General features: G+C 60.4%; 10 protein-coding genes. 4 read left to right on the forward strand and 6 right to left on the reverse strand.

The annotated features are described in order from the left end of the window. Positions 1 to 29 precede the first annotated feature (29 nt). On the forward strand, positions 30 to 2,288 hold the full coding sequence (locus NCG91_RS15940) for a TonB-dependent receptor domain-containing protein (protein WP_251350378.1): 2,259 nt from the start codon (positions 30 to 32) through the stop codon (positions 2,286 to 2,288). Between the two features lie 31 nt (positions 2,289 to 2,319). On the opposite strand, the gene NCG91_RS15945 is transcribed toward NCG91_RS15940, so the two are convergent. Further along, the gene (locus NCG91_RS15945; protein WP_251350379.1) at positions 2,320 to 2,727 is read right to left on the reverse strand and encodes a PRC-barrel domain-containing protein; all 408 of its coding nucleotides are present in this window, start codon (positions 2,725 to 2,727) and stop codon (positions 2,320 to 2,322) included. Positions 2,728 to 2,974: 247 nt separating this feature from the next. On the opposite strand from NCG91_RS15945, the gene pyrG reads away from it, so the two are divergent. The 3 genes from pyrG to ftsB all read left to right on the forward strand — a co-directional run bounded on the left by pyrG (position 2,975) and on the right by ftsB (position 6,438). Further along, on the forward strand, positions 2,975 to 4,627 hold the full coding sequence (pyrG, locus tag NCG91_RS15950; protein WP_099666940.1) for a CTP synthase: 1,653 nt from the start codon (positions 2,975 to 2,977) through the stop codon (positions 4,625 to 4,627). A gap of 141 nt (positions 4,628 to 4,768) precedes the next feature. Next, a complete protein-coding gene (gene eno, locus NCG91_RS15955) occupies positions 4,769 to 6,052 on the forward strand; it encodes a phosphopyruvate hydratase (RefSeq protein WP_034750709.1) in 1,284 nt (427 codons plus the stop codon). A gap of 62 nt (positions 6,053 to 6,114) precedes the next feature. After that, complete coding sequence (gene ftsB, locus NCG91_RS15960; protein WP_035821182.1) at positions 6,115 to 6,438, forward strand: cell division protein FtsB; 324 nt, start codon at positions 6,115 to 6,117, stop codon at positions 6,436 to 6,438. A gap of 324 nt (positions 6,439 to 6,762) precedes the next feature. On the opposite strand, the gene NCG91_RS15965 is transcribed toward ftsB, so the two are convergent. From NCG91_RS15965 to NCG91_RS15985, 5 genes are all read right to left on the reverse strand, one after another. After that, positions 6,763 to 7,041, reverse strand: a complete 279-nt coding sequence (locus NCG91_RS15965; RefSeq protein WP_099666941.1) for a hypothetical protein — start codon at positions 7,039 to 7,041, stop codon at positions 6,763 to 6,765. A gap of 152 nt (positions 7,042 to 7,193) precedes the next feature. Further along, positions 7,194 to 8,324 carry a glycerophosphodiester phosphodiesterase gene (locus tag NCG91_RS15970; RefSeq protein ID WP_251350380.1) on the reverse strand — a complete coding sequence of 377 codons (1,131 nt, stop codon included), beginning with the start codon at positions 8,322 to 8,324 and terminating at the stop codon, positions 7,194 to 7,196. Next, positions 8,324 to 10,729, reverse strand: a complete 2,406-nt coding sequence (locus NCG91_RS15975) for a TonB-dependent receptor (protein WP_251350381.1) — start codon at positions 10,727 to 10,729, stop codon at positions 8,324 to 8,326. The genes NCG91_RS15970 and NCG91_RS15975 overlap by 1 nt, the downstream gene beginning before the upstream one ends. Positions 10,730 to 10,872: 143 nt before the next feature. Continuing rightward, positions 10,873 to 11,853, reverse strand: coding sequence for an Hsp33 family molecular chaperone HslO (gene hslO / locus NCG91_RS15980; RefSeq protein ID WP_099666943.1), 981 nt, complete (start codon positions 11,851 to 11,853; stop codon positions 10,873 to 10,875). A 4-nt stretch (positions 11,854 to 11,857) separates the two neighbouring features. Beyond that, positions 11,858 to 12,382: a gamma carbonic anhydrase family protein gene (locus NCG91_RS15985; protein ID WP_070260363.1), complete on the reverse strand. Its 525-nt coding sequence runs from the start codon at positions 12,380 to 12,382 to the stop codon at positions 11,858 to 11,860. Positions 12,383 to 12,465 lie beyond the last annotated feature (83 nt).

Consider the following 12,465-nt stretch of genomic DNA (forward strand, 5'->3'; position numbering starts at 1 on the left):
TTTTCAATAACATAACAAATCGAGGGTGTATGCATATCAAGACAATGACGCAGGCCGTGGGCATCTGCATGGCCTTGCTCGCGCAGCAGGCATGGGCGCAACAGGCGCAAGACAGCGGCAAGGTGGAATTTTCGCCGCTGAATGTATCGGGTGAAACGGTGCCTGCGGAACGGCAGGCGCTGGAAAAACCGGGCGCCGTCAGCGCGCGCGGGGCCGATACGCGCTTGCAGAGCGTCGACCAGATCGTGCGCAGCATGCCGGGCACGTTTACCCAGATCGATCCGGCGCAGGGCGCCGTCAGCGTCAACATCCGCGGCTTGTCGGGCCTGGGGCGCGTCAACATGATGGTCGATGGCGTGAGCCAGAATTACTATGGCAGCGCGCCGTCGTCCGTGTCGCACGGCGGCGTGCCCAGCAGCCAGTTCGGCGCGCTGATCGACCCGAATTTCATCATCGGCGTGGATGTGTCGCGTGGCAATGTCGTCGGCGGCGACGGCGTCAATGCGCTGGCCGGCAGCGCCAATTTCCGCACCATCGGCGTCGATGACGTCGTCTTCGCCGGGGAAAAGACAGGAGCGCGCACGAAGATGTGGACCGGTAATAACGGCGTGGGCCGCAGCGCCATGCTGGCCGTGGCCATGAAAAACCCCGCCTTCGATGGCGGCAGCGTGGGCTTCATGGCCGCCACCAGTGCGAGCGTGATCGGCAACAACTACAAGAATGCGAAGGGCGTCAACAGCGAGGAATTCGGTTTCGGCTACAACCGCTATTACAAGCAAAAGCCCAAGTCGCAATTGCTCAAGCTGGACCTCAAATTGAGTGACTTCCATGCGCTGGAACTGTCGGCGCGCGATTACCGCAGCACGTTTACGCGCCGCGACATCCACAGCGATGACTACTACGTAAAATATCACTACACGCCGTTTTCCGAGTTGATCGACCTCAATGTGGTGGCCAGCAGCAGCCGCGGCAACCAGAAATACATGCCCGAGGCGCTGACCAATTTCATCAACACGAATGCGGCCAACCGCGCCGACGCGGTCGACATCAATAACACCAGCAGCTTCAGGCTGGCTGGCGGCGATGCGCTGGTGACCATCGGCGGCAAGCTGATGCGCAATAAATACAGCAAGCATGTGGAAAGCCTGGTCGACGATCCGGACAACCCGGATGCGAACCAGCAATCGATTGAAAACAATACGTTCGGCCCAGAGGGCGTGCAAAAGATCAACAGCCTGTATGCGGGCCTGCAATACAACCGCGGCATTGTTCAAGTCAATGCGGGCCTCAACTACACGCACTTTGATTTGACGGGCCACAAGCCCGCCTGCGACTTGCGCGTGCAGTGCTTCCCGCAAGGGGCAAGCAATATTGCGTTGAAGGAGCATGGCATCAATCCCTCGCTGCTCGTTTCCGCGCAGGTGACGCCGTGGTTCCAGCCGTTTGCCAGCGCCGAGCGCACCATGCGCGGGCCGAATCCGCAGGAAGTATTTTTCTCGAATGACGGCGGGGCGTCGATGAACCCCTTCCTGAAGGGCGAGCGGGCCAGCACCTACCAGCTGGGTTTCAATTCCAGCCTGCATGGCTTGCTGAGCAAGAACGATGCGCTGAATTTCAAGGCCTTGTATTTCAAGAGCAAGATCGACGGCTATATCACCAGCCAGTCCTTCCTCGTGTGCGACAGCGGGCGCAAGTGCAATATCGCGGAAGTGATCGCCAAGGACTGGCAGAATGTGGATGAATACGTGACCAATATGTATATCTACATCAACTCGGCCACGCCCGTGTATTCGCGCGGCTGGGAACTGGAAGCGCAATATCACCTGGGGCCGGCGTATGCGCGCCTGTCGTACACGCGCGAAACGACGCGCCAGCCCACGTCGATCGCCAGCGCCTGGTTTGGCGCGGCCGACATCAGCGAACTACCCAGCGTGTATTACAACCTCGACGTGGGCACGCGCCTGCTGGACAACAAGCTGGAAGTGGGCGCCATCCTCAAGCACACGGGCTCGAACCGCCGCCTGTCGCCGGACAATGACGCCGATGAAGCGACAGGGGAAGTGCTCAAGGCCGACAATCCGAAGATCCCGGCCGTGATCGACCTGTATGCGAGCTACCAGGTCAGCAAGAACCTGTTCCTGCGCCTGTCCGTGCAAAACGCCATGAACAAGGATTTCTCGGAAGCGCTGAACCGCCTGAACTCGATGCCGTCGCAGTCGCAAGAGAATACGCCGCTGAGCACGGCGCGGGGCAGGACGTATGTGGCAGGGCTGGAGTACCGCTTTTAAAGCAGGCCCAAGCCCCGCTGCCTTGGCTTAATTAATACTCGCGCGGCGTCGTTCCATAATAGCTATGGATCGACGTCGCCCAAGCGCTGTCCGCCATGTTCGGCCAGTTATCCGTGTCGAAGCCGGGCGCGTTTTCGATGCGTTCCTTGTCGACGTTGAGGGTGAAGCGCTTGTTGACGGTGTCGAGCAGCAGCGCTTCCCACGGCACGGCGAACAGCTTTTCGCCGATGGTGAAGACGCCGCCGTGCGACATGACGGCGTAGGCGATCTTGCCGCTGCGCATGTCGAGCATGATTTCCTTGATTTCGCCCAGGTGTTCATCCTTGGCATTGTGCACATGGTCGCCGATCAGGGTGTCGGCGCCCATCAGTTCAGGGCCGGGGCCTTTGTGGCCGCGGTTGACATACATGCCGTAGGCGTCGCGTTCTTCGTAACTCATGATGGACCTCCTGTTGAAAAATCCCAGTCTGCCGCCGGAGCGCGGCAGGGTCTGTTCGCTCGCCCACACAACATATGGAATTGGAAATATTTCAATTATTGTTATTGGGTAATTTTGTTGCGCGTAGACAGCAGGAGGGGGAGGGATAGTCGGTATTTGGCGCAAATTTCCGTGCGCGGGGAGCGACGCAGGCGGGCTTTAGTGTATAATTTCAATTTCCCGCACGTGCCGTTCGGCACCATCTGCAATGACCAAATTTGTCTTCGTCACTGGTGGCGTTGTGTCTTCCCTTGGAAAAGGGATTGCCGCCGCCTCCCTCGCCGCGATCCTCGAATCGCGCGGCCTTAAAGTCACCATGCTCAAGCTCGACCCGTATATCAACGTCGATCCTGGCACGATGAGCCCTATGCAACACGGTGAAGTATTCGTCACCGATGACGGGGCCGAAACCGACCTCGACCTCGGTCACTACGAGCGCTTCATCTCCACCCGCATGAAAAAGGTGAATAACTTCACCACTGGCCAGATCTATGAATCGGTGATCCGCAAGGAACGCCGGGGCGAATATCTGGGCAAGACCGTGCAGGTGATTCCGCATATCACCAATGAAATCCAGGATTACATCCGCCGTGGCGCCGAAGGCTACGACGTGGCCCTGTGCGAAATCGGCGGCACCGTCGGCGATATCGAATCCTTGCCATTCCTGGAAGCGGCACGCCAGCTGAGCCTGCGCGCCGGCCGCAAGAACACGGCCTTCGTCCACCTGACCCTGGTGCCTTACATCGCCTCGGCCGGTGAACTGAAAACCAAGCCGACCCAGCACTCGGTGCAAAAGCTGCGCGAAATCGGCATCTTGCCGAATGCGCTGCTGTGCCGCGCCGACCGCGCCATCCCGGAAGACGAGCGCGCGAAAATCTCGCTGTTCTCGAACATCGAGGAAGACGCCGTCATTTCCGTGTGGGACGTCGACACCATCTACAAAGTGCCGCAAATGCTGCACGACCAGGGCCTCGACAAGATCATCTGCGACGCGCTGGACCTCGATCCTGCGCCGGCCGACCTGTCGATCTGGAGCAAGCTGATCTACACGATGGAGCACCCGAAGGCGGAAGTGACCGTCGGCATGGTCGGCAAGTATGTCGAGCTGACCGAGTCGTACAAGTCGCTGATCGAAGCGCTGCGCCACGCCGGCATCCACACGGAAAGCCGCGTCAACATCGAGTACATCGATTCGGAAGAAATCGAAACGACCGGTTGCGACAACCTGGCCAAGTACGACGCCATCCTGGTACCGGGCGGCTTCGGCAAGCGCGGCGTGGAAGGCAAGATCAAGGCGGCCCAGTTTGCCCGTGAAAACAAGATCCCTTACCTGGGCATCTGCCTGGGCATGCAAGTGGCCCTGATCGAATACGCACGCAACAAGGCTGGCATGCCGAACGCGAATTCGACCGAGTTCGACCTTGATACGGATCAACCTGTTGTTGCACTGATCAATGAGTGGCAAAACCACGATGGTAAAGTCGAGTTGCGCGATGAAAACTCGGACCTGGGCGGTACCATGCGCCTGGGCGCGCAGACCTGCGCCGTCAATCCGGGCACCCTCGCCGCCGAGATCTACGGCAGCGTGGTGACCGAGCGTCACCGTCATCGCTACGAAGCCAATAATCACTACCTGGCCCGTGTCGAGTCGGCTGGCCTGATCGTGTCGGCCCGCACGCCGAGCGAAGATTTGTGCGAAATCATGGAATTGCCGCGCACGGGTGAAAATTCCCACCCTTGGTATATGGGCGTGCAATACCATCCCGAGTTCAAGTCGACGCCACGCACCGGCCATCCGTTGTTTACGTCGTTCATCAAGGCAGCGCTGGCGCACAAAGAAGCCAACGCCGCTGCGGAATAACGCGGTCGATCGCGACAGTATTACCCGTAAGACAGCTCCCGGCCAGATCGTTCCCGCCGGGAGTTTCTTTGCCCCCTTTGTGCAATTGCGCATCAGAACGCAGTGTGCAGCCCCCTGTTAAGCTTAACTTTGGAGAATGACATGAGTGCTATTGTTGATATTATCGGCCGCGAAATCCTGGACTCGCGCGGTAACCCGACCGTCGAATGCGATGTGTTGCTGGAATCGGGCGTGATGGGCCGTGCAGCCGTACCGTCGGGTGCCTCGACCGGTTCGCGCGAAGCCGTGGAATTGCGCGATGGCGACGCCAAGCGCTACTTCGGCAAGGGTGTGCTGCAAGCATGCGAGAACATCAACACCGAAATCTCCGAAGCCATCATGGGCCTGGACGCCAATGAACAGGCTTTCCTGGACCGTACCCTGATCGACCTGGACGGCACGGAAAACAAATCGCGCCTGGGCGCCAACGCCATCCTGGCCGTCTCGATGGCTGTCGCCAAGGCTGCCGCCGAAGAAGCGGGTTTGCCGCTGTACCGCTATTTCGGCGGTTCGGGCGCCATGCAGATGCCAGTGCCGATGATGAACGTCATCAACGGCGGCGCACACGCCGACAACAACCTGGACATCCAGGAATTCATGATCATTCCCGTGGGCGCCCCGTCGTTCAAGGAAGCCGTCCGCTACGGCGCGGAAGTATTCCACACGCTGAAAAAGATCCTGCACAAGAAGGGCCTGAACACCAACGTGGGCGACGAAGGCGGTTTCGCGCCATCGCTGGCCAACCATGAAGAAGCCATCAAGCTGATCATCCAGGCCATCGAAGAAGCGGGCTACGAGCCAGGCACGCAGATCGCCATCGGCCTCGATTGCGCCGCGTCCGAGTTCTACAAGAACGGCAAGTACGAAATGGAAGGCGAAGGCCTGAGCCTGACGGCCACCGAGTTCACCAACCTGCTGGCGACCTGGTGCGACAAGTACCCGATCATCTCGATCGAAGACGCGATGCACGAAGGCGACTGGGACGGCTGGGCGATTCTGACGGCAGAACTGGGCAAGAAAGTGCAACTGGTCGGCGACGACCTGTATGTCACCAACACCAAGATCCTGAAAGAAGGCATCTCGAAAGGCATCGCCAACTCGATCTTGATCAAGATCAACCAGATCGGCACCTTGACGGAAACCTTCGCCGCCATCGAAATGGCCAAGCGCGCCGGCTACACGGCCGTCATTTCGCACCGCTCGGGCGAAACGGAAGACTCGACCATCGCCGATATCGCCGTTGCCACGAACGCCCTGCAGATCAAGACGGGCTCGATGTCGCGTTCGGACCGCATGGCCAAGTACAACCAGCTGCTGCGTATCGAGGAAGACCTGGGCGACATCGCCAGCTACCCTGGCCGCGATGCGTTCTATAATCTGAAGTAAGCTGATGTAAAACCCACTGGCCGGCCGGAGATGTTCCGGCCGGTTTTTTAACTGAATGCCCCATGCGCCTCATTACGCTCGCCCTGGCAGCCCTGCTGCTGTTGATACAATTTCCCCTCTGGCTGGGTAAAGGCGGCTGGCTGCGTGTTGCCGACATGGAAGCCCAAGTGGCGGTGGCCAATAAAAAGAACATGGAATTGAAGGCGCGCAACGCCAAGCTCGAATCCGAAGTGCGCGACCTGAAGGATGGTACGGGCGCCGTCGAAGAGCGTGCCCGCTACGAGCTGGGCATGGTCAAACAGAATGAGATTTTCGTGCAGATCGTGCGCAAGGGCCAGACCCCGCCACTGCTGGAAACACCGGTGGACGCCGCGGCGCCACATTAAGACCGTACTACTTCCCGCTTGCCAGCCTGGACCGATTGCCAGGCTGACATATCACTTTACTTCCTTGTACCTATTACCTTGTACTGCTGCACACGCATGGCGCGGCGTGCTGCTGTCTTGCTGCTTGCTGATCAGAAACGGGCCTTGCCGGTCGTGATCAGGTAAAAATGGATGCCGGTGACCACGACGGCCACACTTACCAGTACGGTTTCGAGAAACATCATAAAATTTCCTTGTTAATATTTAGTTAGGTAAAAAACGTCCAGGGCCTGACGCCCAGCCGAACGTACGGCAAGGCGCGGGCAACGCCGCCCCGGGCTTTTTTTAGCCGCGCGACGCCAGGAAGCGCAGTTCTGCGGCCAGATTCGGCATCAGTTTTTCGTAGCGGTTGGCTTCCGAGTTCAGCAGGGCGAAATCGCGCTTGCTTGGACGCACATAGCGCTGTTCTTCATCGCTGACGCTGCTGGCGATGACTTCCTTCTGTGCCAGTTCGCTGTACGGCTTGGAAGCGAGCAGGGCGCCCAGGAAGGCGCGCGTGGCGCGGCCCAGGTTGCTGAAGTAATTGTCGTTGTCGTTGCTGTAGGTGTTGGTAAAAGTGGACATATGCCCTCCATGAATGGTCTGTTGTTGCATTGCACAATAATGGAGTTTGCGATATGCGTCCAATTTCAAATTCCAATTTCAGAAATTCAAGAAACGAATAATAAGGGCGTAGCCATCGGCCACGCCCTGAAAATGAATTTGTTACGAAATGTTTATCCTGCGGCGATGCGTCCCAAACCCGGATCGTCGCTGAAAAAACCGTCGAGTCCCGTCTCGATATAGCGCCGCATTTCCGCCACGGATCCCGCTTCGTTGCGCGCATTCTCGCCATTGCCGTCGCGGAAGTCGGCCGCCAGGAAGCGGTTTTCCGGACGGAAGGTCCACGTGTGCAGCAGCAAGCCCGCCTGGTGCGCATCGTCGACGATGGAAGAGGGCTTGGCTAGGCGCTGGTCGGCGCCCAGCGGGATGATTCCTCGCGTTGGCGGCGCCACCACGTCCGCGTAGGCGGCGATGTCGCGCAGGCCGGCCGGCGTCGTCATCTGGCCAAACGTCAGCTTGCCGCCCGCCTTGGCCACGTCCATCGGGCGGATATCGCCGCCCACCACCAATTGCATCAGGCGCACGTTGGCGCGCCGTCCCAGCTTCTCGCGCAAGTATTTCAAATTGGCCACTTCGAAGGACTGGATTTCGATGGGCGCGCGGCGCGTGTACTCGTGCGCCAGCAGGGTCGACAGGAAACGGTCTTCCAGCGCCAGGCCCGCATCGCGGAAATACGTGGAGCTTTTCAGCTCCGGCACGAGGCCGATGATGCGTCCGCTGGCGGCTGATTGCGCTGCAACAAAATCGATGATTTCTTCCCAGGTGGGGATCTGGAATTGTCCATCGTACAAGGTGTTGCCGGTGCGTACTTTCGGCAGCCGTTCGATGGCGCGCAGGGTTTTCAATTCCGCCAGCGTGAAGTCGTCGACGAACCAGCCTTCGTGCCATTCGCCGTCGACCATCTTCTTGCCGCGCCGGCTGGCAAACTCGGGACGGCGCGCCACGTCGGTGGTGTCGATCAGGTTGCTTTCGTGGCGGGCCACGAGAATGCCGTCGCGCGTGGCCACCAGGTCCGGCTCGACGTAGTCGGCGCCGTCGAGGATGGCCTTGGCGTAGGACGCCAAGGTATGCTCGGGACGCAGGGCGCTGGCGCCCCGGTGGGCGAAGACAAGCGGACGGCTTGGCTTTGTTTCCAGCAGGCCCGCGGTAAAGCCGGGCGCGGCGGCCAGCGCCAGGCCGCCGACGGCCGCCTGGACGAAGCTGCGGCGCGAAAAATGCCGTTGCGGAAGGATAGGCGTACGCATCAGAAGTCCGCCGTCAAGGTGAGGAAGCCCTGGCGCGGGGCGATGGGGAAGGTGTTGTACGTCTTGTCGGCGGCGCCGACCACCACGTTCAAGGAGCCTTCGCGGTTGGCCAGGTTGCTCACATTCACGCGCCAGCGCGGGTTTTTCAGCCAGCCGGCCATGGCCGGCAGCTTGCCCGACACGCCCAGGCCCATCAGGAAATAGCTGGGGACGGACAGATCGTTGGTGTACGTCGCGTAGCGCTTGCCCACATAGTCTCCCGTCAGTTGCACTTCGATGTCGCCAAACGTGGCGGAAGCAACAAACTTGTTCAGCCATTCAGGCGAGCCCGGCACGTTCTTGCCCGCCGTCAAGACCAGCGCGGCGCCATTGTTGTAATTGTCCGCGTACTGCGAGCGGTTGTACGACAGGGCATTGTAGAACGAGAAATTGTTGCCGAAGTGCACGGTGCCCGCGATATCGATGCCGTCCGTGCGCACGCTGCCCACGTTGGCCAGCACGGGGTTGCCGCCAATGATGGAGGAAATCACGGGCGTTGGGCTGATCTGCAGCAAACGGTTGCTGAAATCGACGTGGTAGACGTTGACCTGGCCATCGATGGCCGTGATGGCGCCCAGGCTCAATGGGTGGCTGCCGCGCACGCCCACTTCATAGGTGAGGGCCGTTTCCGGTTTGGCGTCGCGCTTGAACAAATCAAACGCGGCCTGGCTCGACAAGCTCCAGGGCGACGCGCCGCCGCCGCCATAGGTGACGAACTGGCGCATGTTTTTCTGGATATTGAAGTACAGCTGGTCTTGCGGCGTGAAATCCCAGCGCGCGCCCACTTGCGGCAAGAACCATTTTTTCGTGTTGATGGTGCCGACCGGCAAGGCCGTCGAGCCGCCGGCGATGGCGCCCTTGGCCGGCTGCACGGGGAACTGGCCATCGGCAAATTGCAGGCTGGACTTGAAGCCGGCTTGCAGGGCGATATCGGGGCGGATGCGCCATTCATCCTGCAAGTGCAGCTGCACCACCTTGTTGTCGATCTCGCTGCCGTATTGCGTGATCAAAGGATTGCTGGGGCGGTCGTACGGCGACGTCGGGTTGTTGACGTCCAGCGCATACCAGCGGCGGTAGGCGGACGAGCGGTTCTGTTCCAGCCACAGGCCTGCTTCCAGCTGGTGATTGCCGATTTCCTTGCGCAGGGTGGAAAGGAAGCCGCCCCGCTTGATGTCGTATTCCGTCGTGCGCACGGCGTAGCCCGAGTTGCCGAACACCTGTTTCAGGTTCTGTTTCGGGTAGTACACGCTGAACAGGCCCGGCAAGCCGGCCACGCCGATGGGGCCGGCCACCACGCCCGCGCCGTCATCCTTGTGGTAATACACCTGGTTCGACCACGTCATGCCTTCGGACAAGTTGGCGTCGAACTTGGCGTAGGCCAGGTAATCGGTGCGCTGCGCATCGCTGTAGTAGTTGCGGTAATTGTTGCCGTCCGCGGCAGGCGTGGCGCCCGTCGGGGACAGGTAATTCAGGGCCGCCTTGAAGTCCGGATACAGGAAGGGGCGCGTGTATGGCGCGCTCGTTTCGCCCGCCACGTGCACGGTGCTGTCTTCGTTCGGCTCGATCTTGTCCGAGTAATTGAAGAACAGGGTCAGCTTGCCCGCCTCGCTGCGGTTGACGTATTTTGCGTTGAACTGGTCGCCGCCCTGGCGCGCATCGAAGTCCCAGGCGCGCGCTTCATGGTGCAGGATGGAAAAATAGGCGTTGCTGCCATCGCCGAAGGCGCCCGTGTCATAGCGGGCAAACGTGCGCGACGTGCGGTGGCTGCCCACCGTTTGCTGCACGCTGGCGCCCTGCGTGGCCAGCGGGTCGCTGGAATAGGTTTCGATGGTGCCGCCCAGGTTGCTGGTCGAGGCCGTGGCCAGGTCGCCCGCGCCCGAGGACAGCACGACGCTGCGCACGTTTTCGCTGATCACGGCGCGCTGCGGCGACAGGCCGTTGTAGTTGCCGTATTGCTGGTCGCCCAGCGGCACGCCGTCCATGGTGTAGCCCAGTTGCTGGCCGGAAAAACCATGCACGAACAGCGACAGGTTTTGCTCGTTGTTGCCCCATGGGTCGGCCGTCTGGAAGCTGACGCCAGGCAAGGTTTGCAGGGCCTTTAACGGATTCGTGCCGGGCAGGATTTTCTGGATTTCATTCTTGCTCAGGGCGACGGAAGAGCGCGTCTTGCGCGAGGAAATCTCCACGGTGGCCATCGGGGCATTGTCGTCGGCGGCGGGGACGGCGGCCATGTCGGTGGCGGCGGACGCCACGGCGGCGGCGACGGCCGTTTGCGCCAGGGCCGGCAAGGAGAAGCCAGCGGCGCAAGCGCCCAGCAACACGTGAAAGGAATGGCGGCGCAGGGCCAGCGTCAAGTGGGTATTCATCATCAGCCTGTGGAAAGTATTGGAAGTAATACAAGCTGCGCAGCGTAACGGCGGCGCGTGACGGGCTGATGACGAACTGATGACGGGAAGATGACAGCAGAAACAATTGCGCCGCCTGAGGGGCGGCGCGGGGATTATTACAATTAGTTAATACTTGCCGCGGGGGGAATCAAGACTTCGGCCGGCGCATCCGTGATGAACAGCTGTGCGCAATCGACCTTGTCGAATTCATAGTGCTGGCCGCAGAAATCGCAGTTCACGCCCACCTGACCCACTTCTTCCAGGGTGCTGTTGACTTCTTCCTCGCCCAGCATCTTGAGCATATTGCCCACTTTTTCGCGCGTGCAAGTGCAATGGAAGCTCGGGTGCAGCGGGTCGAAGACGCGGATCGTCTCTTCCCAGAACAGGCGCTGCATCAGGGTATCGATGTCCGTCGACAGGATTTCCGCCTCTTTCAGGGTCGACGCCAGCATCACGGCGCGGTTCCACGTGTCCAGCGCATCTTCTTCCGATACGGGCGTCGCTTCGGCCTTGCCGCCATGGTGGGGCAGCTTTTGCAGCAGCAGGCCGCGCGAGACGCTGTCGTCCGTGGCCAGCCACAGGCGGGTGTCCAGCTGTTCCGAGCGCAACATGTAGTTTTCGATCACGGTGGCCATGTCATCGCCGTCCAGCGGCACGATGCCCTGGTACGGTTGCTGGCCCGGCACCTTGTCGGCCGGGTCCAGGGTGATGATGAAGCGGCCCTTGCCCGTGGCGTTGAGCAATTGCGGCACGGTGGCCACGTCGGGAATGGTGGCGTCCGGGTCCAGCTTGGCCGTGGCGCGCAGGCGCAGGTCGGAGTCGCACTCGACCACCATCAGGCGCACGGGACCGTCGCCATGGATTTGCATGATGATGGAACCGTTGAATTTCAGGTTGGCCGACAGCAGGGCGGCGGCAGCCACCATTTCGCCCAGCACTTTTTTCACGGCCGTCGGGTAGGCGTGGCGCGACACCACTTCCTGCCAGGTGGTCGAAACGTCGATGAACTGGCCGCGCACGGCGGCGTTGTCGAAAATAAATTTTTGCAGGGTATCCTGGCCGCTAACGGCTGCGCTGATTGCGCCCGTGGTTTCAGTCGTCATTCTCTTATCCAATCTTCTTGAGTTGCGTATTAAATAGCTGGCCGCGTTGCACATAGTTCACGGCGTTGCCTTGTAGCCTGGTGATATCGTCTGCCGTCAGGGCACGCACGGCTTTCGCCGGTGAGCCGATGATCAGCATATTGTCGGGAAATTCCTTGCCTTCCGTGACCAGCGCACCCGCGCCGACCAGGCAGTTCTTGCCGATCTTCGCGCCGTTCAGGATCACGGCCTGTATGCCGACCAGGGCGCCATCGCCGATCGTGCAGCCATGCAGCATCGCCTGGTGGCCGATGGTCACGTTCCGGCCGATGTCCAGCGGGTAGCCCGGGTCCGTGTGCAGCACGGCGCCTTCCTGCACATTGCTGTTGGCGCCCACGGTGATGCGTTCGTTGTCGCCGCGGATCGTGGCGCCGAACCATACGGACGTATTCGCTTCCAGGGTCACCTTGCCGATCACGTTGGCCGTGTCGGCAACAAAAGCGGAAGCATCAATCAGCGGCGCATCGGCGCCCAATTGGTAGAGTGTCATCGTTAGCCTGTGGCGGTGGTGGAAGCGCCGGGCACGGCCGGACGCGGAAGTTTTGCGCTATTTTACGCTGTTGCAGGGCAAGT

The sequence above is a fragment of the Janthinobacterium kumbetense genome, assembly GCF_023703445.1.
GTDB classification, from domain to species: domain Bacteria; phylum Pseudomonadota; class Gammaproteobacteria; order Burkholderiales; family Burkholderiaceae_D; genus Janthinobacterium; species Janthinobacterium kumbetense.